At 71.8% G+C, this 20,521-nt stretch carries 17 protein-coding genes; 11 read left to right on the plus strand and 6 right to left on the minus strand.

From position 1 onward, the window contains the following. The first annotated feature begins 236 nt into the window (after positions 1 to 236). The 3 genes from purU (RE027_RS17120) (at position 237) to RE027_RS17130 (ending at position 2,939) form a co-directional block, all read left to right on the plus strand. On the plus strand, positions 237 to 1,169 hold the full coding sequence (purU, locus tag RE027_RS17120) for a formyltetrahydrofolate deformylase (protein ID WP_368809505.1): 933 nt from the start codon (positions 237 to 239) through the stop codon (positions 1,167 to 1,169). A gap of 256 nt (positions 1,170 to 1,425) precedes the next feature. Next, positions 1,426 to 2,049 (plus strand): cyclodeaminase/cyclohydrolase family protein, encoded by a 624-nt coding sequence (locus RE027_RS17125; protein WP_368809506.1) that lies wholly within the window; start codon positions 1,426 to 1,428, stop codon positions 2,047 to 2,049. Continuing rightward, positions 2,046 to 2,939 carry a bifunctional 5,10-methylenetetrahydrofolate dehydrogenase/5,10-methenyltetrahydrofolate cyclohydrolase gene (locus tag RE027_RS17130; RefSeq protein WP_368809507.1) on the plus strand — a complete coding sequence of 298 codons (894 nt, stop codon included), beginning with the start codon at positions 2,046 to 2,048 and terminating at the stop codon, positions 2,937 to 2,939. The genes RE027_RS17125 and RE027_RS17130 overlap by 4 nt, the downstream gene beginning before the upstream one ends. A 39-nt stretch (positions 2,940 to 2,978) precedes the next feature. Here the strand turns inward: RE027_RS17130 and RE027_RS17135 are convergent, their stop codons facing one another. Together RE027_RS17135 and RE027_RS17140 are read right to left on the minus strand one after the other, a co-directional pair. After that, positions 2,979 to 3,644, minus strand: a complete 666-nt coding sequence (locus RE027_RS17135) for a GntR family transcriptional regulator (protein ID WP_368809508.1) — start codon at positions 3,642 to 3,644, stop codon at positions 2,979 to 2,981. A gap of 198 nt (positions 3,645 to 3,842) precedes the next feature. After that, positions 3,843 to 4,514 carry a GntR family transcriptional regulator gene (locus tag RE027_RS17140; RefSeq protein ID WP_368809509.1) on the minus strand — a complete coding sequence of 224 codons (672 nt, stop codon included), beginning with the start codon at positions 4,512 to 4,514 and terminating at the stop codon, positions 3,843 to 3,845. A 151-nt stretch (positions 4,515 to 4,665) separates the two neighbouring features. Between RE027_RS17140 and glyA the strand changes: the two genes are divergently transcribed. Genes glyA through purU (RE027_RS17175) form a run of 7 tightly spaced genes read left to right on the plus strand, consistent with a single transcriptional unit; the run spans position 4,666 to position 13,459 of the window. Further along, entirely contained in the window at positions 4,666 to 6,036 is a 1,371-nt protein-coding gene (gene glyA, locus RE027_RS17145; RefSeq protein WP_368809510.1) for a serine hydroxymethyltransferase, read from the plus strand. Beyond that, positions 6,036 to 7,253 (plus strand): sarcosine oxidase subunit beta family protein, encoded by a 1,218-nt coding sequence (locus RE027_RS17150; protein WP_368809511.1) that lies wholly within the window; start codon positions 6,036 to 6,038, stop codon positions 7,251 to 7,253. The genes glyA and RE027_RS17150 overlap by 1 nt, the downstream gene beginning before the upstream one ends. Positions 7,254 to 7,279: 26 nt before the next feature. Then, entirely contained in the window at positions 7,280 to 7,567 is a 288-nt protein-coding gene (locus RE027_RS17155) for a sarcosine oxidase subunit delta (protein WP_368809512.1), read from the plus strand. Continuing rightward, the gene (locus tag RE027_RS17160) at positions 7,564 to 10,479 is read left to right on the plus strand and encodes a sarcosine oxidase subunit alpha family protein (protein WP_368809513.1); all 2,916 of its coding nucleotides are present in this window, start codon (positions 7,564 to 7,566) and stop codon (positions 10,477 to 10,479) included. Before RE027_RS17155 ends, RE027_RS17160 begins: the two co-directional genes overlap by 4 nt. Then, complete coding sequence (locus RE027_RS17165) at positions 10,472 to 11,161, plus strand: sarcosine oxidase subunit gamma (RefSeq protein WP_368809514.1); 690 nt, start codon at positions 10,472 to 10,474, stop codon at positions 11,159 to 11,161. The genes RE027_RS17160 and RE027_RS17165 overlap by 8 nt, the downstream gene beginning before the upstream one ends. Next, positions 11,161 to 12,564 (plus strand): L-serine ammonia-lyase, encoded by a 1,404-nt coding sequence (locus tag RE027_RS17170; protein ID WP_368809515.1) that lies wholly within the window; start codon positions 11,161 to 11,163, stop codon positions 12,562 to 12,564. Before RE027_RS17165 ends, RE027_RS17170 begins: the two co-directional genes overlap by 1 nt. A 22-nt stretch (positions 12,565 to 12,586) precedes the next feature. Continuing rightward, positions 12,587 to 13,459, plus strand: a complete 873-nt coding sequence (gene purU, locus RE027_RS17175; RefSeq protein ID WP_368809521.1) for a formyltetrahydrofolate deformylase — start codon at positions 12,587 to 12,589, stop codon at positions 13,457 to 13,459. A gap of 434 nt (positions 13,460 to 13,893) precedes the next feature. On the opposite strand, the gene RE027_RS17180 is transcribed toward purU (RE027_RS17175), so the two are convergent. The 4 genes from RE027_RS17180 to RE027_RS17195 form a co-directional block, all read right to left on the minus strand. Next, positions 13,894 to 14,574, minus strand: coding sequence for an MBL fold metallo-hydrolase (locus tag RE027_RS17180; protein WP_368809516.1), 681 nt, complete (start codon positions 14,572 to 14,574; stop codon positions 13,894 to 13,896). After that, positions 14,571 to 15,737: an S-(hydroxymethyl)mycothiol dehydrogenase gene (locus tag RE027_RS17185; RefSeq protein ID WP_368809517.1), complete on the minus strand. Its 1,167-nt coding sequence runs from the start codon at positions 15,735 to 15,737 to the stop codon at positions 14,571 to 14,573. Before RE027_RS17185 ends, RE027_RS17180 begins: the two co-directional genes overlap by 4 nt. 131 nt (positions 15,738 to 15,868) lie before the next feature. After that, complete coding sequence (locus tag RE027_RS17190) at positions 15,869 to 18,340, minus strand: GcvT family protein (protein WP_368809518.1); 2,472 nt, start codon at positions 18,338 to 18,340, stop codon at positions 15,869 to 15,871. Between the two features lie 47 nt (positions 18,341 to 18,387). Beyond that, the gene (locus RE027_RS17195; RefSeq protein ID WP_368809519.1) at positions 18,388 to 18,750 is read right to left on the minus strand and encodes a bifunctional 3-phenylpropionate/cinnamic acid dioxygenase ferredoxin subunit; all 363 of its coding nucleotides are present in this window, start codon (positions 18,748 to 18,750) and stop codon (positions 18,388 to 18,390) included. 352 nt (positions 18,751 to 19,102) lie between these two features. Between RE027_RS17195 and RE027_RS17200 the strand changes: the two genes are divergently transcribed. Beyond that, positions 19,103 to 20,377: an NAD(P)/FAD-dependent oxidoreductase gene (locus RE027_RS17200; protein ID WP_368809520.1), complete on the plus strand. Its 1,275-nt coding sequence runs from the start codon at positions 19,103 to 19,105 to the stop codon at positions 20,375 to 20,377. Positions 20,378 to 20,521 lie beyond the last annotated feature (144 nt).

Here is a 20,521-nt window from a genome sequence, read left to right on the forward strand (position 1 = left end):
AGCACCACATCGGGGCCTTCCACGACTGGATCACCGAAAAAGTCGGCGACACCATCCCCACCGCCGGCGCCTAGGTGCCCGTAGCCCGGCCGACCGGTCATCCGGATCCGCCGGGCAGTCACCGGCCGGCCCGGTGCGCCACGTCGATCTCCTCGGCGCCGCACCGGGCCGGCCGGGTCACCCATGCCGGCACGCCAGTCGCCCCCAGCAGCCGCCCCTCCAGGCAGGAGTCCTCCATGACCGCCGTCGACACTCTGTCCTCCTCCGCTTCCTCCTCCGTGCAACCGGCCGGCGCCCTCTCGGGCTCGTCCGACGGCCAGACGCTCCCCCAGTTCGTGCTGACGACCACCTGTCAGGACCAGGTGGGGATCGTCCATGCCGTCACCGAGTTCCTTCTCGCCCACGGGGCGAACATCAAGGAGCACCAGCAGTTCGACGACACCGTGCACGGCGTCGTCCACCTGCGCACCGCCTTCACCGGTCCGCTCGAGCTGGACCTGGAGACGCTGGAGACGAACTTCGCCGCCACCGCCGACCGGTTCGGCATGCGCTACCAGATCCACGACCAGACGCCGCCCCGGTTGCTGATCATGGTGTCCAAGGGCGGCCACTGCCTCAACGACCTGATCTTCCGCTGGCGGGCCGGCGGGCTCGGGGGAGAGATCGCCATGGTGGTCTCCAACCACGAGGACCTCCGTCCCATGGCCGAGGCGGCGGGCCTGCCGTACATCCACATCCCCGTGACCCCCGCCACCAAGGAGGAGGCGGAGCAGCAGCTGCTGGACCTCGTCGAGGAGCACGACATCGACCTCGTGGTGCTGGCGCGCTACATGCAGATCCTCTCGGACGACCTGTGCCGGGCGCTGAAGGGGCGGGCCATCAACATCCACCACTCCTTCCTGCCGGGGTTCAAGGGCGCCCGGCCCTACCACCAGGCCTACGAGCGGGGCGTCAAGCTGGTCGGCGCCACCGCCCACTACGTCACGGCCGACCTGGACGAGGGTCCGATCATCGAGCAGGAGGTCATCCGGGTGGACCACACCCATCATCCGCGGGCCCTGTCCACCGTGGGACAGGACGCCGAGGCGCTGGCCCTCTCCAGGGCGGTCCGCTGGCACTGCGAGCACCGCGTGCTCCTGGAGGGCTCCAGCACCGTCGTCTTCCGCTGAGCCCCGCGGCCCGTGCCGCCGCCCCGTGCGTCCCGCCCCGTGCGTCCCGGCACGTGCGTCCCGGCACGGGCCGCCCCATGACCCGGAGACGACGCGCCCGCGCAGCCGACCCCGTCGGCCCCGCAGCCCGTCTCCACCAGACCTGCGGCCCCGATCCTGCTTCGCCACCGGGGTCGGGGCCGCAGTCCCATTCCGCACCGGCAGGCGTCGTCGACGCCCACCGCCACCCGTCAACGCCCACCGGAGGAAAGAGATCATGATCGGTTCGGAGACCCTCAACGACTACCTGGAACGCCTGGCGTCCCGGGAACCCACGCCCGGGGGTGGAGCGGCGGGAGCACTGCACGCGGCCCAGGGGGCCGCCCTGATCGCCATGGTGGCGCGCTACACCACCGGGGCGCGCTACGCCGAGCACGAGGAGGAGTCCCTCCGGATCGCGGCCCGCGCCGACGACATGATCCCGGCGGCGCTGCAGCTGGCCGACGACGACGAGAAGGCCTTCGCGGCCGTGATCGCCGCCTACCGCCTGCCCTCGGCCTCGGACGAGGACCGTGCCGCCCGGAGCCGGGCCATCCAGGAGGCCACGGTCGCGGCGGCCGCACCGCCGCGTGCGCTGATCGGCCTCGCGACGGAGGTCGTCGACCTGGGACGGCAGCTGGCCGAGTTCAGCAACCCCAACGTGATCAGTGACGTGGCCGCCGCCTCCGAGGCGGCCCGGGCCGCCATCGCCACGGCCCTGATCACGCTGGACATGAACATCAACGCGATCACGGACGAGCGGACCCGGACGGAGTTCAGGGACGAGCTCCGTCATGCCCACAACGCCATCCTCGCGGCCCAGGGCGTGACGGACCGCGTGCGGGAGAAGGTGATGGCATGACCGCGCTCCAGCTGACCGGGGGCCCCGTCGCACGACGGCTGCGGGCCGAGACCGAAGCCAACCTCACCGCCCTGCGCGACCGCGGAGTGCTCCCCGGACTGGCGGTCGTGGTGGCCACCGACAACGAGGCGACCCTCTGGTACGTGCGCTCCATCGCGCGGGCCGCGGACAAGGCGGGTGTGCGCTGCACGGTCGTCGACCTCGGAGCCGGAGCCGCAGCCGACGAGATCGCCTCGACCCTCGCGCGGCTGAGCGCCGACGAGGACGTCCACGGGATCATCCTGCAGACGCCCCTGCCGCCGGGAGTCGCCGGGGACGAGCTGGTGGCGCACATCAGCGCGGCCAAGGACGTCGACGGGGCCAACCCCCTCAGCCTGGGGCGGCTGACCGTGGGGCAGCAGGCCTTCGCCCCCGCGACGGCCCGGGCGGTGGTGGAGATGCTGGAGCACTACGAGGTCCCCCTCGCCGGCCGGCACGTCTCGGTGGTGGGCCGCTCGGCGGTCGTCGGCAAGCCGTTGCTGCAGCTCCTGCTCCAGCGCGACGCCACCGTCACCGTCTGCCACTCCCGCTCGCGCCCCCTGGAGCGGTACACGTCCGAGGCGGAGGTCGTCGTCGCGGCGGTGGGGCGGCCCGGCCTGCTCACCGGTGACCACGTCCGGCCCGGTGCGGTGGTCGTCGACGTGGGCACCAACGTCCTGGAGAACGGTGATCTCGTCGGTGACGTGGAGCCCCTGTCGACGGCCGAGGTCGCCTCGGCCCTGACCCCGGTGCCCGGGGGCGTGGGCACGGTGACCACCGCCCTCCTCGTCCTGCACACGACGCAGGCGGCGCTGGAGCTCAGCGAGGGACTGGTCCCCGCGCGGTCGGCCGGGCCGGGCAGCTCGGCCTGAGGTCGGGGCGGTACGCGACGCCGCCCTGCCCCGGGGACCTCAGAGCACCTGACGGATCTGCGTCTCGAAGTCCCTGACGTGCGTGAGCATGATGGTGCCGGCCTCCTCCGCGTCACCCGTCAGCACCGCCCTCAGCAGGTCGCGGTGGACGGTGACGTGCTCCTGCAGCTGGGGGATGCGGTCGGCGACCACGCACCAGATCCGGGTGGCGAGGTTGCTGTAGCGCTCCAGCGTGACCCGCAGGTGGGCGTTGCCGGCCGCTGCGTAGACCGCCCGGTGGATCTGCAGGTCCCAGCGCAGCGCCTCGTCCCGGTTCAGCCAGTCGTTCCCGGCCGCGCCCAGCCGGTCCCGCAGGTCCTCCAGCTGGTCCCGCGCGTCCCCACCTCGCCGCTCGGCCGCCAGCCGGGCGGCGAGGGGCTCCAGCACCTCGCGCACCTGGGAGATCTCCGACAGCGCGGTGATGTCCACGGTGGTCGCGAACGTCCCGCGGCGGGAGTAGGTCACCACCAGGTGCTCGGACTCGAGCCGTTTGAGCGCCTCGCGCAGCGGGGTCCGCCCGAGGCTCAGCTCCTGGGACAGACGCGCCTCGTTGAGAGGGGCCCCCGGGGGGATGTCCAGGAAGATCAGGCGGTCCTGCAGCTGCTGGAACGCCCGGTCGGCGAGGGAGGGAGGCTCGTCCTGGGCGGAGGCCGTGGTGATGGACATGACGTGATGCGCACTTTCCGTTCGTGGCCGGGGAGCTGCCGTGGGCGGACCCGCTCTCCCGGGAAGGGCCTTGCTCCTACCGTAGCCTTCCGCGCCCGCCCGGGCGGACCGGCACGAGCCCCGTCGGCCCGCTCCGCCCCGCGCGGTCGTCCCGGCGCAGCCGGGACCCGGGACGGGGCCACCTCCTGCCCGGCGGGATCACAGGATGCTGCGCATGGTCCGCTCGAAGCCGGTCACGTGCTCGAGGGCGAGCTCGGCGGCCTCCTCGGCGCGCCCGGCGGCGATCGCCTCCAGCAGGTGCACGTGCTCGTGCACGTGCCTGCCGACCGTGGGCACCCGGTCCAGGACGAGGCACCAGATGCGGGTGGCGAGGTTGTCCAGCCGCATCAGGGTCTCCTCGAGGTGCGCGTTGCCCGACGCCCGGTAGATCAGCCGGTGGACCCTGAGATCCGCCCGCATGAAGCTCTCGTTCGTCGGCGCGCCGCCGGCGAGGTCTGCCAGGGTGCGGGCCAGGTCCTGCATCTCCTGCCGCACGTGCGGAGGGGCCGCCAGGGCGGCCTTCCGGGCGGCGAGCGGCTCGAGGTTCCGGCGGAGCTCGGAGACGTCGGACAGTGCGGTGATGTCCACCTGCGTGGCGAAGGTGCCCCGCCGCGGATAGGAGACCACCAGGTGGTCCGTCTGCAGCCGTTTGAGCGCCTCCCGGACCGGGGTCCTGCCGATGCCCATCTCGATGGCCAGGTGCGCGTCCTGGATCATGGCGCCGGGTCGGATCTCGAGCACGGTCAAGCGGTCGCGCAGCTGCCTGTAGGCCTGCTCCGCCAGCGACTCCGGCGCCTCCGTGCAGTACTCGGTGGGTGTGGTGACGCTCATGACTTCACTCCTCGATCTGGGCCGGCACGGATGTTTCCGCAGGCGTCCCGCCATCCATTGACACCCCGCACCGCCTAGCATACCTTTGGACAACAGTTGATATATCAGATTTGTATCAGCCGTTGAACGCGACTCGTTTAGGAGCTCAGGGATGCCCGATCTGAACACCCACCTGGCCGAAGCCGACCCCGAGGTCGCGGCGGCCATCGACCAGGAGCTGATCCGCCAGCAGTCCACGCTGGAGATGATCGCCTCGGAGAACTTCGCCCCGGTCGCGGTCATGGAGGCCCAGGGCTCGGTGCTCACCAACAAGTACGCCGAGGGCTACCCGGGCCGGCGCTACTACGGCGGCTGCGAGCACGTGGACGTCGTCGAGCAGCTGGCCATCGACCGGATCAAGGCCCTCTTCGGCGCCGATCACGCCAACGTCCAGCCCCACTCCGGGGCCCAGGCCAACGCCGCGGTGATGCACGCCCTGCTCACCCCCGGGGACACCATCCTGGGACTGGACCTCGCCCACGGCGGGCACCTGACCCACGGGATGAAGCTCAACTTCTCCGGCAAGCTCTACAAGGTGGCGGCCTACGGCGTCTCCCCGGAGGACCACCGCATCGACATGGCCGAGGTCGAGCGGCTCGCGCTCGAGCACCGGCCCCAGCTCATCGTGGCCGGCTGGTCCGCCTACCCGCGCCAGCTGGACTTCGCCGAGTTCCGCCGGATCGCCGACGCGGTCGGGGCGTACCTGATGGTGGACATGGCCCACTTCGCCGGCCTGGTCGCCGCGGGGCTGCACCCCTCCCCCGTGCCGTACGCCGACGTGGTGACCACGACCACCCACAAGACGCTCGGCGGCCCCCGCGGCGGGGTGATCCTGTGCAAGCAGGAGCTGGCGAAGAAGATCAACTCCGCCGTCTTTCCCGGCCAGCAGGGCGGGCCGCTGGAGCACGTGATCGCGGCCAAGGCCGTGGCCTTCAAGCACGCGTCCAGCGAGGAGTTCGCCGACCGGCAGGCCCGCACCCTGCAGGGCGCGGAGATCCTCGCCCTGCGGCTGCTCTCCCCGGACGTGATGGCCACCGGGATCAGCCTGGTCAGTGGCGGCACCGACGTGCACCTGGTGCTCGTGGACCTGCGCGACTCCGAGCTCGACGGCCAGAACGCCGAGGACCGTCTGCACCGCATCGGGATCACGGTCAACCGCAACGCCGTGCCCTTCGACCCGCGCCCGCCGATGGTCTCCTCCGGGCTGCGGATCGGCACCCCGGCCCTGGCCACTCGCGGCTTCGGCGCCGCGGAGTTCACCGAGGTCGCCGACATCATCGCCCAGGCGCTGATCCAGGAGCTCACCGACGACCTCGCCGAGGAGCTGCGCGGACGCGTCGCGGCCCTGGCCGAGGCCTTCCCCCTGTACCCGGAGGTGTCCCCTCTCGCTCGGACCGGCGCCGCGGAACCGGCCGTCGAGGCCTCCCCCGGGGAGCTGTCCGCCGCGGAGCGCTCCTCCTCCGTCCTGAATGGAGTGTCGTAATGGCTGATCTGCTCCCGGAGCACCCGGACTTCCTCTGGCACAACCCCGACCCGAAGAGCTCCTACGATGCCGTCATCGTCGGCGGTGGCGGTCACGGGCTGGCCACGGCCTACTACCTGGCGAAGAACCACGGGATGACCAACATCGCGGTGCTCGAGCGCGGGTGGCTGGCCGGCGGCAACATGGCTCGCAACACCACGATCATCCGTTCCAACTACCTGTGGGACGAGTCCGCGGCGATGTACGAGCACTCCCTGAAGCTGTGGGAGCAGCTGCCGGAGGAGCTGGAGTACGACTTCCTGTTCTCCCAGCGCGGGGTCATGAACCTGGCCCACACCCTGGGGGACGTGCGGGAGTCGATGCGCCGGGTCTACGCGAACCAGCTCAACGGCATCGACGCGGAGTGGATCACCCCGGACCAGGTCAAGGAGCTGTGCCCGATCATCAACATCGGGGACGACATCCGGTACCCGGTGATGGGGGCGACCTACCAGCCGCGCGCGGGCATCGCCAAGCACGACCACGTGGCGTGGGCCTTCGCCCGCAAGTGCGACGAGATGGGCGTGGACATCATCCAGAACTGCGAGGTCACCGGCTTCCTGAAGGACGGCGACCGGGTCGTGGGGGTGGAGACCTCCCGCGGGCGGATCAACGCCGGCAAGGTCGGGCTCTGCGGAGCCGGGCACTCCTCGGTGCTGGCGGAGATGGCCGGGTTCCGGCTGCCGATCCAGTCCCACCCCCTGCAGGCCCTGGTCTCGGAGCTGCACGACCCCGTGCACCCGACCGTGGTGATGTCCAACCACGTGCACGTCTACGTCTCCCAGGCCCACAAGGGCGAGCTGGTCATGGGCGCCGGCGTGGACGCCTACACCGGCTACGGCCAGCGGGGCGCCTTCCACGTGATCGAGGAGCAGATGGCCGCGGCCGTGGAGCTGTTCCCCATCTTCGCCCGGGCGCACGTGCTGCGGACCTGGGGCGGGATCGTGGACGTCACCCTGGACGCCTCCCCGATCGTGTCCAAGACGCCGGTGGACCAGCTCTACGTCAACTGCGGGTGGGGCACGGGCGGGTTCAAGGGCACCCCCGGAGCCGGCTACTCCTTCGCCCACACCATCGCCACCGACGAAGCCCACCCGCTCAACGAGGCGTTCTCCCTGGAGCGCTTCGAGACCGGTGTCCTCATCGACGAGCACGGCGCCGCCGCCGTGGCTCACTGACCCGCCCACCAGAAGGCAGGAACACCATGCTGCTGATCGAGTGCCCTTACTGCGGGGCCCGTGACGAGACCGAGTACCAGTACGGCGGGGAGGCGCACGTGCCCTACCCCGAGGACCCCTCCCAGCTCTCCGACCAGGAGTGGGCCGAGTACCTCTTCTACCGCAACAACCCCAAGGGCCTGCTCGCCGAGCGCTGGGCGCACACCGCCGGGTGCCGTCGTTGGTTCAACGTCGTGCGCGACACCGTGACCTACGAGATCAAGGCCGTCTACCGCATGGGCGAGACCGCCCCCCAGAACGGAGGTGTCCGGTGACCGACCAGACCTACCGACTCCCCCCGGAGCGCAGCGCCGCGAGCAGCGTCGACCGCACGAAGCCGCTGAGCTTCACCGTCGACGGTGAGCAGTTCTCCGGCTACGCCGGGGACACCCTCGCCTCGGCCCTGCTCGCCGGTGGCCGCATCACCTGCGGGGACTCGCTGTACCTGGGCCGCCCGCGCGGGATCCTGGCCGCCGGCGTCGAGGAGCCCAACGCGCTCGTGAAGGTCGCCGCCCGGTCCGATGTGGACGTCGACGAGTCCATGCTCCCGGCCACCGCCGTGGAGCTGAACGACGGGCTCTCCGCCACCTACCTGCGCGGTCTGGGCCAGCTGGACCCGCGCAAGGACGAGGCCGTGTACGACCGCAAGTACGTCCACACGGACGTGCTGGTCGTCGGGGCCGGGCCTGCCGGGCTGACCGCGGCCCGGGAGGCGGCCCGTTCCGGAGCCCGCGTGATGCTGATGGACGAGCAGCCCGAGGCCGGTGGCTCCCTGCTGTCCGGGCGGGACGAGGTCGTCGACGGCGTGCCGGCCCGCACCTGGGTGTCCGAGACCGCCGCCGCGCTGGCGGCGGCCCCGGAGGTCGCCGTCCTGCAGCGCACCACGGCGATCGGCAGCTACGACGCCAACTACGTGGTGGCCGTCCAGCGCCGCACCGACCACCTCGGCGGACCTCCCTCCCCGGCGGTGTCCCGGGAGCGGATCTGGCACGTGCGCGCCCGCCAGGTGGTGCTGGCCACCGGGGCCCACGAGCGCCCGCTCGTCTTCGAGAACAACGACCGGCCCGGAGTCATGCTCGCCGGCGCCGTGCGCACCTATCTCAACCGGTACGCCGTGGCCGCGGGCTCGCGCGTGGTGGTGGCCACCACCAACGACTCCGCGTACACCGTGGTCGCGGACCTCGTGGCCGCGGGCGTGGACGTCGCCGCCGTGGTCGACTCCCGCCCGGACGTCCAGGGGACGCCGGCCGCGGTCGTGGCCGGCACCGGGGTGCCGCTGTTCAGCGGCAGCGCCGTGGTCGACACCCTCGGCGAGGGCGAGGACGGTCGCGTCAGCGGCGTCCTCGTCAGCGCGATCGACGACGACGGCGGCCTGACGGGGTCCGTGCGGACCATCGAGGCCGACCTGCTGGCCGTCTCCGGCGGGTGGACCCCCGTGGTGCACCTGCACAGCCAGCGCCAGGGGAAGCTCACCTGGAACGAGCGGCTCGCCGCCTTCGTGCCGGCCGCCCCGGTGCCGGGCCAGCAGACGGCCGGGGCCCTCAACGGCACGGCCGACCTCGCGTGGTGCCTGACCGAGGGTGCCGCGGCCGGGGCCGAGGCGGCCGGCCGGGCCGGCTTCGAGAGCACCTCCGAGACGCCGCAGGCGGAGAGCGTGGAGTCCGCGCCCGTGCGCCCGCTGTGGCTCGTCCCCGGCCGCACCGGGGAGCCCGCCGAGTGGCGGCGCCACTTCGTGGACCTGCAGCGGGACCAGACCGTGGCCGACGTCCTGCGCTCCGTGGGCGCGGGCATGCGCTCGGTGGAGCACGTCAAGCGCTACACCTCGATCTCCACGGCCAACGACCAGGGCAAGACCAGCGGGGTGAACGCCATCGGCGTGATCTCCTCGGCACTGAACGACCCGGACGTGGGCGGCATCGGCACCACCACCTACCGCGCCCCCTACACCCCGGTGGCCTTCGCGGCACTCGCCGGCCGGCAGCGCGGCGAGCTGTTCGACCCCGCCCGCCGCACCCCGATCCACGAGTGGCACGAGAAGCACGGTGCGCTGTTCGAGGACGTCGGGCAGTGGAAGCGGCCCTGGTACTACCCGCAGGCCGGGGAGGACATGGACGCCGCCGTGCTGCGCGAGTGCGCCGCCGTGCGCGAGAGCGTCGGGTTCATGGACGCGACCACCCTGGGCAAGATCGAGATCCGGGGCAAGGACGCCGGGGAGTTCCTCAACCGGATCTACACGAACGCCTTCAAGAAGCTCAAGGCCGGGATGGGCCGCTACGGGGTGATGTGCACCGCCGACGGCATGGTCTTCGACGACGGCGTCACGCTGCGCCTGGACGAGGACCGCTTCCTGATGACCACGACCACCGGTGGGGCCGCCAAGGTCCTGGAGTGGCTGGAGGAGTGGTCGCAGACCGAGTGGCCCGAGCTCGACGTCGTGTGCACGTCCGTGACCGAGCAGTGGTCGACGGTCGCCGTCGTCGGCCCGAAGTCCCGGGCCGTGATCGCGAAGCTGGCCCCCGAGCTCGACGTCTCGCAGGACGCGTTCCCGTTCATGGCCTTCCGCGAGACCACCCTGGCCTCGGGGATCCCGGCGCGGATCTGCCGCATCTCCTTCTCCGGGGAGCTGGCCTTCGAGATCAACGTGGCCGGCTGGTACGGGCTCGCCGTGTGGGAGGCCGTGGCCGCGGCCGGGGAGGAGTTCGGCATCACTCCCTACGGCACCGAGACGATGCACGTGCTGCGCGCGGAGAAGGCCTTCCCGATCGTGGGCCAGGACACCGACGGCACCGTCACCCCGCAGGACCTGGGCATGGACTGGGTGGTGTCCAAGACCAAGGACTTCATCGGCAAGCGCTCCTACGACCGGCCCAGCGCCACCAGCGACGACCGCAAGCAGCTCGTCGCCGTGCTTCCCGTGGACCCGGACCGCCGTCTGCCGGAGGGCGCCCAGCTGATCGTCCACGGCACACCGGTCACGCCGCAGGAGGGCCCCGTGCCCATGGAGGGTCACGTGACCTCCAGCTACCGCAGCGCCGCCCTGGGGCGCACGTTCGGCCTGGCCATGGTGAAGAACGGCCGCAACCGCATCGGAGAGACGCTCCAGGCCCCGCTCGACGGGGATCTGGTGGACGTCGTTCTCGCCGAACCCGTGCTCTACGACCCCGAAGGGAAGCGCCGAGATGGCTGACCAGCTCATGACCGACGACGTCACCGACACCACGACCCTGCGCCGCAGCCCGCTCGCGCACCTCGCGCAGCAGATGGACGAGCGGACGGTGAAGGGTGACCGCGGCGTGGCCCTGCGCGAGGTCCCCTTCCTGACCATGGTGGGCCTGCGCGTGGTCCCCGGCACCGCGGCGGCCGAGTCCGTGGCCGCCGCGGCGGGGGTGGCTCTTCCGGACGGCCACGGCCAGGTCACCGGCTCCCCGGACGGCACGGCCGTGCTGTGGCAGGGCCCCGACGAGTTCCTGCTCGTCGGGCCCGAGGGCGCGGGTCCTGCGGAGGTCGGACCCGCGGGGACCGCTCTCCGCGAGGCCGGCGCCGACGACGCGGGCACCGCCGCCGGGCTGGCCCGGGCACTGGGCACCGAGCCCGGTCAGGCCGTGGACCTGTCGGCCAACCGCACCACGCTGGAGCTGTCCGGGCCCTCGGCCCGGGCCGTGCTCGAGAAGGCCTGCCCGATCGACCTGCACCCGCGGGCCTTCGGGCCGGGGACCGCCGTGGCCACGACCCTGGGACCGGTGCAGGTGCTGCTGTGGCAGACCGCCGAGCAGGTCTACCGGATCCTGCCGCGGGCCTCCTTCGCCGACTACACGGCCCGCTGGCTGCTGGACGCCATGACGGAGTACGCGGCTCCCGAGGTTCCCTGATGGCCCTGTCCGTCCTGGACCTGTTCTCCGTCGGCATCGGCCCCTCCTCGTCCCACACGGTGGGGCCGATGCGGGCGGCCCGGCTGTTCACGGAGGGACTGGCCGGGGACGGTCTGCTCGACTCGGTCTCCAGGGTCCGCTCCGAGCTGTTCGGCTCGCTCGGGGCCACCGGCCACGGGCACGGATCGGACAAGGCCGTGATCCTGGGCCTGCAGGGCGAGGACCCGGAGACCGTGGACACCGACACGGCCGACGCCCGGGTGCGGGCGAGCACGGAGCGCAGGCAGCTGTGCCTCGGAGGGATCCACCCGATTCCCTTCGACCGTGCCGAGGACGTCGTGATGCACCGGCGCAAGTCGCTGCCGGCGCATCCCAACGGCATGGCGTTCTTCGCCTACGGGACGGACGGCGAGCTGGTGCGGGAGCGCACCTTCTACTCGGTGGGCGGCGGGTTCGTGGTGGACGGTGACGTGTCCGGGGCGGACCGCATCGTCCAGGACACCACCGAGGTGCCCTTCCCCTTCAGCAGCGGCCGGCAGCTCCTGGAGCACTGCCGGCGCGAGGGGACCTCGATCGCCGGGATCATGCTCGCCAACGAGCTGTCCTGGCGCAGCGAGGAGCAGCTCCGCTCGAGCCTGCTGCACATCTGGGCCGTGATGCAGGAGTGCGTGGAGAACGGGTGCACGCGCACGGAGGCCCGGCTGCCCGGAGGACTGAAGGTCCGTCGCCGGGCGCCGGCCCTGCGGACCCGGCTGCGGGAGGCCGAGGCGGCCGCCGCCGCCGATCCCGTCCGGCCGGCGTCCGACCCGCTGCAGGCCATGGAGTGGATCAACCTCTACGCCCTGGCCGTCAACGAGGAGAACGCCTCCGGTGGGCGGATCGTGACCGCCCCGACCAACGGGGCGGCGGGCATCATCCCCGCCGTGCTGCACTACTACGCCCGGTTCATCGCCGGGGCGGACGAGGACGGCGTGGTGGAGTTCCTGCTGACGGCGGCGGCCGTCGGCATCCTCATCAAGGAGAACGCCTCCATCTCCGGCGCGGAGATGGGTTGCCAGGGCGAGGTGGGATCGGCCTGCTCCATGGCCGCCGCAGGCCTGTGCGCGGTCCTCGGCGGCACCCCGGAGCAGGTGGAGAACGCCGCCGAGGTCGGCATGGAGCACAACCTCGGGCTGACCTGCGACCCGGTGGGCGGGCTCGTGCAGATCCCGTGCATCGAGCGCAACGCGATCGCCTCCGTCAAGGCCATCAATGCCGCGCGCCTCGCCCTCCAGGGCGACGGCGAGCACACGGTCTCGCTCGACCAGGTCATCAAGACCATGCGCGAGACCGGAAACGACATGAAGATCAAGTACAAGGAGACCTCCCGTGGTGGATTGGCCGTCAACGTCGTCGAATGCTGAGCAGCACCTGCAGCCGGAGAGCGTGCTCACCGCACCCTCCACGACCGAGCTGGTACTGACCCTGGACTGCCCCGAGAAGGCGGGGATCGTGCACGCCGTCAGCGGCGTGCTGCTGGAGCACGGCTGCAACATCGTGGAGCTGACGCAGTTCGACGACCGCCGGCTCGGCCACTTCTTCATGCGCGTCCACGTGGCTCCGACCACGGGCGACGCGATCGACCAGGAGGTCCTGCGGAGGGAGCTGACCCCGGTGGCCGAGCGGTTCGGCATGCGCTGGGAGCTCAACGAGCACCAGGCGAAGCGGCGGGTCCTGGTGATGGTCTCCAAGTTCGGCCACTGCCTCAACGACCTGCTCTTCCGCGCCCGCACGGGCGAGCTGCCCGTGGACATCGTCGCGGTGGTCTCCAACCACCGGGACCACCAGCGTCTGGTCGAGTGGCACGGCATCCCGTTCTTCCACGTGCCCGTCACCCGGGACACCAAGCCCGCGGCGGAGGCGCGCCTGCTGGAGCTGGTGGACCGTTTCGAGGTGGACCTCGTGGTCCTGGCCCGCTACATGCAGGTGCTCAGCGATTCGCTGGCCACGCGGATGGAGGGACGGGTGATCAACATCCACCACTCGTTCCTGCCGTCCTTCAAGGGGGCCAAGCCGTACCACCAGGCCTACGACCGCGGGGTCAAGACCGTGGGCGCCACGGCGCACTACGTCAACGCCGAGCTGGACGAGGGCCCGATCATCGCCCAGCAGGTCGTGAACGTGGACCACACCTTCGGCCCGGAGGACCTCGTGGCCGCCGGCCGGGACACCGAGTGCAAGGCCCTCTCCAACGCCGTCCGGTGGCACTGCGAAGGACGGGTCATCCTGCACGGCAACCGCACCGTCGTCCTGCGCTGACCGCCGGCCGCCGGTCAGTGCTGACCGGCGGCCGCCCGAGCGTCGAAGAGCCTCCGTGGTGGGTGTCCGCACCCACCACGGAGGCTCTTTCGCGTCTCTCGCCCCGCAGAGCGCCGGCAGCGGGGCCCCGTCCTCCGCCGTCGGGCCGGGCCCCCGCACGGCTCGCGTCATCCCTCGACGGGTCTCCCCCCAAGTGCGTGTGCGGGCCACGCCACGGGACGGCACGCTGCGAGAAGCCCACGACGGGGATCTCCGGCCACCCCGCAGCTCAGCCCGCCGAACCCCCGGCCTCCCCGGCTGCCGGGCCGGTTCGGGCCGATTCATGGCCGTTCGTGTGCCCTTCGTGGCCGGGACCGCGAACGACCGATCCCCCCGGAGGCGGGTGCCTCCGGGGGGATCGGTCCTGCACGGTGCCGGCAGTCGGCTCCAGCGCCTCAGTGGCCCCGGTCGATCCACTCCTGCAGGTGCGGGGCCTCGGCCCCGACCGTGGTGGCTCCGCCGTGGCCGGTGAGGACCTCGGTGCCCTCGGGCAGGGTCAGCAGCCGCTCGCGGATCGACCCGATGATCGTGTCGAAGTCGCTGTAGGAGCGGCCGGTGGCCCCGGGCCCGCCCTGGAACAGGGTGTCGCCGGAGAACACGACGCCGTGCTCGCCCAGCTCCGGTGCGTAGAAGCACACCGAGCCCGGTGAGTGGCCGGGGGTGTGCACGGCCGTGAGGCGCACCCCGTCCAGCGCGAAGGTGTCCCCGTCGTCGATGGCCCGGTCGAAGAGGGCGGACGGGTAGACCTGCTCCCAGAGCATCGTGTCGGCCGGGTGCAGGTACACCGGTGCCCGCACCTCGTCGGCGACCTCGCGCACGGCGCGGATGTGGTCGTCGTGGCCGTGGGTGAGCAGGACGGCCACCACGGTGCGCCCGGCCACCGCCTGGACCACGGCCGAGGGGTCGTGGGCGGGGTCGATCACCAGGCACCGCTCGTCGTCGCCGACGATCCACACGTTGTTCTCGACCTCCCACGTGCCCCCGTCCAGGGAGAACGTCCCCGAGGTCACCAGGTGCTCGACCTTCACCCTGCCGGAGGCGTCGGTGCGCTGCGGCGCGGCCTGCGGCGCGCTCATCGGGCCGCTCCTGCCGGTGCGGCCGCGCCGGCGTCCACGGCGTCGCCGCCCTCCGCGTCGGTTCCGCCGCGGGGGATCTCCACGACGGAGCGCAGGACGATGCCGGCCTTCATCTTCGCGAAGGCCTCCTCGACGTCGCCCAGACCGATGCGCTCGCTCACGAACCCGTCGAGGTCCAGCCGGCCCAGCCGGTACTGGTCCACCAGCATCGGGAAGTCCCGGGAGGGGAGGGTGTCGCCGTACCAGGCGGAGCGGATGGACCCGCCGCGCCCGAAGACCTCGTCCAGGGGGATCTCCCACGTGGTGCCCGGGGCCGGGACGCCGACCAGCACCATCCGCCCGGCCAGGTCGCGGGCCTCGAACGCCTGCTTGAAGGTCGGGGCGATGCCCACCGCGTCGATCACCAGGTCGGCGCCGAAGCCGCCCGTGAGCTCGCGGATCGTCTCGACGGGGTTCTGCTCCTTGGAGTTCACGGTGTGGGTGGCCCCGAACTTCTTCGCCGTGGCCAGCTTCTCGTCGTCGAGGTCCACGGCGATGATCGTGGTCGCCCCGGCCAGCGCGGCCCCGGCGATCGCGGCCGCCCCGACCCCGCCGCAGCCGATCACGGCCACGGACTCCCCGCGCTTCACGGCGCCGGTGTTGAGCACCGCGCCGATCCCGGCCATCACGCCGCAGCCGAGCAGCCCCACGGCCGCGTACTGGTGGTCCTCGAGCTCGGCCTCGATCTTGGTGCACTGACCGGCCGCCACCAGGGTCTTCTCCGCGAACGAGCCGATGCCCAGGGCCGGGGACAGCGGGGTGCCGTCCTCGAGCGTCATCTTCTGGGTGGCGTTGTGGGTGGCGAAGCAGTACCAGGGCTCGCCCTTGCGGCAGGCCCGGCACTCGCCGCACACGGCCCGCCAGTTCAGGATCACGTGGTCGCCCACGGCGACCTCCGTCACGCCCTCGCCGACGGCCGAGACGACGCCCGAGGACTCGTGGCCCAGCAGGAACGGGTAGTCGTCACCGACGCCGCCCTCGACGTAGTGGTGGTCCGTCTGGCACACCCCGCAGGTGAGCACGTCCACCAGTGCCTCGCCCGGCCCCGGGTCCGGGACCAGGATGGTCTCCACGCTGACGGGCTGGTTCTTGCCCTTCGACACCACGCCTTTGACCTTGTGCATGCTGGAACTGCCTTTCGTCGTCGTCGGCACCGGGAACGGTGCGCGATCACAGAAGTCGTACTGGGGAGTCCCGGTCTCGGGACGGGGCCGGGGGCGGAGCGGCACGCGCTCCGCCCCCGGGAAGCGGAGCTTCAGCCGCGGATGCGCTCCATGCCGGGGTCCACGAGCGGCTCGGCGCTGACCGTGGCCGGGACACGCTCGCCGAGGTACTCGATCTCCACGCCGTCGCCCTCGGAGATCTCCGGCGGGAGCCAGGCGTAGGCGACCGGCCGGCCCACGGTGTGGCCGAAGACGGCGCTGGTGACGTAGCCGGCGGCGGCGCCGTCCACGTACACGGGCTCCTTGCCCAGGACCACGGAGCGGCCGTCGTCGACGGTCAGGCAGCGCAGCCGGCGCCGGACCTGGCCGTCGTCGGAGGCCACGGCCTCCGACCCCACGAACTCGCCCTTGTCCTTCTTGACGGCGAAGTCCAGGCCGGCCTCCGCCGCGGTGTGCTCGGTGGTCATGTCGGTGCCCCAGGACCGGTAGCCCTTCTCCACGCGCAGGCTGTTGAAGGCCGCGCGCCCCGCGGGGACGATCCCGAACTCCTGGCCCGCCTCGTGCAGCAGGTCCCACAGCCGCAGACCCTGGTCGGCGGTGGTGTACAGCTCCCAGCCGAGCTCGCCCACGTAGGAGAGGCGCATGGCGGTGACCCGCAGGCCGCCCACCCGGATCTCCTTGGTGCGGAAGTACTTCAGGCCGTCGTTGGACAGGTCGTCACGGGAGACCTTCGCCATGACCTCCCGGGCCTTCGGGCCCCACAGCCCGATGCAGCAGGTCTCGGCGGTGGTGTCCCGGACCAGGGCCCAGGCGGTGGGGTCCTCGGCGCTCTGCCGGTTCGCCTCGGAGGACAGGTACGCCACGTCGACGCTGCTGTTGATGCCGGCCTGGAACAGGTTCTCGCTGATCCGGGCCACGGTGATGTCGCTGCGGATCCCGGCCTTCTCGTCGAGCAGGAGGCAGTACGTCACGGCGCCCGGCTTGCGCAGGATGTTGCCGGTGGTGAGCCGCTGCAGCAGGGCGGCGGCCCCCGGTCCTTCGACCGTCACGCGCTTGAGCGGGGTCATGTCGTACATCGCCACGGCGGTGCGGGTCTTCCACGCCTCGACCGCCGCGATCGGCGAGTGGTACTGGGCCGCCCACGGCTCCCGCTCCGGTTCGCGCCACTCCTCGGGCAGCTGGTCCAGGAGCGCGGCGTTGGACTCGTACCAGTGCGGGCGCTCCCAGCCGTGGCTCTCCAGGAAGAACGCGCCGAGCTCCAGCTCCCGGGAATAGAAGGGGCTGACCCGCAGGTTGCGCGGCGACTCCCGGGGCTGGAGGGGGTGGAGGACGTCGTAGATCTCCACGAAGTTCTGCTTGCCCGTCTCCTCGACGTACTCGGGGGAGAGCTGCACGTCGTCGAAACGGGTGGCCTCGCAGCCGTGCAGGTCCGTCTCCGGGACGCCGTCCACCAGCAGCTCGGCCATGGCCTTGGCCACGCCCGAGGAGTGGGTGACCCACACCGCCTCGGCCACCCAGAACCCGGCGAGGTCCGGGGACTCGCCGATGAGCGGGCCCCCGTCCGGGGTGAAGGAGAAGATCCCGTTGAAGCCCTCGGCCACCTCGCTGCCGCGCAGGCTGGGGAGGAAGCGCTGGCTCTCGGCCCACTGCTCGGTGAAGTCCTCGGGCGTGAAGTCCAGGCGGGAGGGCATCCGGTCGTGGGTGATGTCGCGGGGCGCGTAGTGCGGCAGGTCGGAGAGATCCACCGGCATCGGGCGGTGGGCGTAGGAGCCGATGCCGATCCGGTCCCCCCACTCCCGGTAGTAGAGGTCCGCGTCCTGGTGCCGGAGGATCGGCAGGGTCGCGCCGTTCGGGGCGTCGTGCTTGCCGACCAGCTCGGGGACCGCGGAGGTGAAGACGTACTGGTGGGCCAGCGGCAGGATGGGGCACGGCATGCCGGCCATCTCGCCGATCGCGGGTCCCCAGAATCCGGCGCAGGAGACGACGATGTCCGCCGGCACGGTTCCCTCCGACGTGGTCACACCGGTCACGCGGCCGTTCGACCGCTCGATGCCGGTGACGGTCGTCTCCGGGCAGTAGGTCACACCGGCGCGGGTGGTGCGGTCGATGAGCACCTGCACCGCCTTGGCCGCCAGGGCGAGCCCGTCCGTCGGCACGTGGTAGCCGCCCAGGACCATCTCGGGGTTGACCAGGGGGTGCTGCTCGAGCACCTCCTCGGGAGTGAGCAGCCGGCCCTCGAGGCCCCACGACGTCGCGTAGCCCACCTTGCGCTGGAGCTCCTCCAGCCGCGCCGGCGTGGTGGCCACTTCGAGGCCCCCGACCTGGTTGAAGCAGCCCAGGGACACGAGCTTCTCCACCGTGTACTGCGCGAGGTGGGTCATCGTCCGTGACGGGTTCGTCTGGTAGACGAGTCCGGGCGCGTGCGACGTCGAGCCGCCGGGAAGGGGCAGCGGGCCCTGCTCCAGGACGGTGACGCTCGTCCAGCCGCGCTGGACGAGCTCGTCGGCAAGGTTGGTGCCGACGATGCCGGCTCCGATGATGACGACGCGAGGGGTGGTGCTCATGGATGGTTCTCCTGACCTGCGGATGTCGTGCGGGGGTCGACCGGGATTCAGTTCGACTGGGACTCGTGGCCCTTGGCGGTGAGGCCGGGAGGCAGGTTCGGCGCCTCGGCCGACTCCTCGACCATGATGTCGCCGTCCACGACGGTCACCACGTGGGTCCGGACCGGCAGCTTGGCCGGGGGCGCGTCCACCGCGCCGGTGCGGAGGTTGAACTTGGACGCGTGCAGCGGGCACTCCACCTCGCAGTCCTCCACCCAGCCGTCGGCGAGCGAAGCGTCCTGGTGGGTGCAGGTGTCGTCGAGGGCGAACAGCTCGCCCTCCTCCGTGTGGAACACCGCGATGGGCGGGACGGTGTCGAGCCGGAGGGCATCGCCGGGAGCGAGGTCTTTCAAGGGACACGCCTTGTGCATCGGAGCGGATCCTTTCCTGGGTGGGACGGGCCTGCTGTGCCGAGCGTTCTTTCCCGACTCAAGCGGCTCACCATGAGCAACGAGTGTTGCATTGTGCAACATCGTGAAGACTGTGGCGGGGCGCTGTCAAGAGCTGGCACCCACCGGATCGTGATCGGGCTCACGTGGCCGCCACAATGTAAATTTCCCGCGTCGCATTGCGACAACCCCTTGACGGACTCCGTGACGTGACTCACTCTGATTCTCACATTACGAATCGCGTTGCACAACACGCGGACTCGGCGGAGTGACGGGACGGTCTCGTCGTCACTCCGGACCATCCGTGCTCCCAGAGATCTGAAAGGGGTCCTCCATGGAGTCCCTCGTCATTGTCGGTGCGTCCCTGGCCGGCCTGTCGGCCGCTCGGGCCGCGCGCAGCCTCGGGTTCGGCGGGCGTGTGGTGATCATCGGTGATGAGCTGCAGCGTCCCTACGACCGTCCGCCGCTGTCCAAGGACTTCCTGGCCGGGCGGATCGAGATCGAGGACCTGGCCCTGGAGACCGACACCGATGCCCTGGACGCGGAGTGGATCCTGGGTACCCGGGCGGTGTCCTTCGACCCGCTCACCCGCCTGGTGCACCTGGAGGACGGGGCCGCCGTGCACGCCGATGCGCTGGTCATCGCCACCGGGGCCTCCCCGCGGTCCCTGCCCCCGATCGCCGGGGCTGAGAACGTGGTCACCCTGCGCACCATCGCCGATGCGCAGAAGCTGCGCGAGCTCGTCCGCCGCGGCGGGCGCATGGTCGTCATCGGCGCCGGGTTCATCGGCGCTGAGGTCGCCTCCACCGCCCACGCCCTGGGCATGGAGGTCACCGTGGTGGAGAAGTCCCCGACCCCGCTGTGCGGGCCGCTGGGCACCCAGCTGGGGGCGGTCGTGGCCGGGCTGCACGAACGCGCCGGGGTCGAGCTGATCTGCGGGGCCGACATCACCGACTTCGACCTCACCGACGGATCCGTGAGCGCGGTGCACCTGGCCGACGGGCGGGTGCTGCCCACCGACGTGGTGGTCGTGGGCATCGGGGCCGTGCCCAACACCGCCTGGCTGGAGAGCTCCGGGATCGAGCTCGGCAACGGCGTGGTCTGCGACGCGGTCGGGGCCACCAACCTCCCCGGGGTCGTGGCCGTGGGCGACTGCGCGGCCTGGTGGGATGCGGCCACCGGACGCCACCACCGGGTGGAGCACTGGACCGGGGCCGCCCAGCGCCCGGGCGTGGCCGTGTCCGCGCTGCTGGGCGCGGACCCGGCCACCCTGCCGGCGGTCAAGCCCCCCTACTTCTGGTCCGACCAGTACGGCACCCGCCTGCAGTTCGCCGGAGACGCCTCCCGCAGCGACCGGGTGGTCTACGAGCACGGCGGCCCGGGCGAGGACTCCCTGCTGGCCGTCTACTACTCCGGGGACCAGCCCGTGGGCGTGCTGGCCTGGAACCAGACCAAGCTCTTCTGCCGCTGGCGCAAGACCATCGAGAAGCTCGCCGCCACCGCCGCCCCGATCCCCGCCCCGCAGCACACCACCGCCCCGGCCGCCGCCGCGGCCGTGGCCGCCGCCTCCCCCGCCGCAACCGCCGCCGTCCAGCCCGTCCTGGTCTGAGCCTCCGTGCCGCCCCTGCTCTCCTCTTCCTCTTCCCGTTCCCACCGCCGTGCCCTGCGCATCACCTGAATTCAAGGAGTTCGAGTTGTCGACCAATGTTGTCTCGGAGAGTCTGATCTCCACCCTGCCCGGTTCCACCTACGT

The sequence above is a fragment of the Kocuria sabuli genome (assembly GCF_040981185.1).
Taxonomy (GTDB): Bacteria; Actinomycetota; Actinomycetes; order Actinomycetales; family Micrococcaceae; genus Kocuria; species Kocuria sabuli.

Coding starts and splice junctions, on each gene's coding strand:
- RE027_RS17150 (WP_368809511.1), top strand. CDS start 6,036: ATGGCTGATCTGCTCCCGGAGCACCCGGACTTCCTCTGGCACAACCCC.
- RE027_RS17180 (WP_368809516.1), bottom strand. CDS start 14,574: ATGAGCGCGCCGCAGGCCGCGCCGCAGCGCACCGACGCCTCCGGCAGG.
- RE027_RS17170 (WP_368809515.1), top strand. CDS start 11,161: ATGGCCCTGTCCGTCCTGGACCTGTTCTCCGTCGGCATCGGCCCCTCC.
- RE027_RS17190 (WP_368809518.1), bottom strand. CDS start 18,340: ATGAGCACCACCCCTCGCGTCGTCATCATCGGAGCCGGCATCGTCGGC.
- RE027_RS17130 (WP_368809507.1), top strand. CDS start 2,046: ATGACCGCGCTCCAGCTGACCGGGGGCCCCGTCGCACGACGGCTGCGG.
- RE027_RS17135 (WP_368809508.1), bottom strand. CDS start 3,644: ATGTCCATCACCACGGCCTCCGCCCAGGACGAGCCTCCCTCCCTCGCC.
- glyA (WP_368809510.1), top strand. CDS start 4,666: ATGCCCGATCTGAACACCCACCTGGCCGAAGCCGACCCCGAGGTCGCG.
- purU (WP_368809505.1), top strand. CDS start 237: ATGACCGCCGTCGACACTCTGTCCTCCTCCGCTTCCTCCTCCGTGCAA.
- RE027_RS17125 (WP_368809506.1), top strand. CDS start 1,426: ATGATCGGTTCGGAGACCCTCAACGACTACCTGGAACGCCTGGCGTCC.
- RE027_RS17140 (WP_368809509.1), bottom strand. CDS start 4,514: ATGAGCGTCACCACACCCACCGAGTACTGCACGGAGGCGCCGGAGTCG.
- RE027_RS17155 (WP_368809512.1), top strand. CDS start 7,280: ATGCTGCTGATCGAGTGCCCTTACTGCGGGGCCCGTGACGAGACCGAG.
- RE027_RS17185 (WP_368809517.1), bottom strand. CDS start 15,737: ATGCACAAGGTCAAAGGCGTGGTGTCGAAGGGCAAGAACCAGCCCGTC.
- RE027_RS17200 (WP_368809520.1), top strand. CDS start 19,103: ATGGAGTCCCTCGTCATTGTCGGTGCGTCCCTGGCCGGCCTGTCGGCC.
- RE027_RS17195 (WP_368809519.1), bottom strand. CDS start 18,750: ATGCACAAGGCGTGTCCCTTGAAAGACCTCGCTCCCGGCGATGCCCTC.
- RE027_RS17165 (WP_368809514.1), top strand. CDS start 10,472: ATGGCTGACCAGCTCATGACCGACGACGTCACCGACACCACGACCCTG.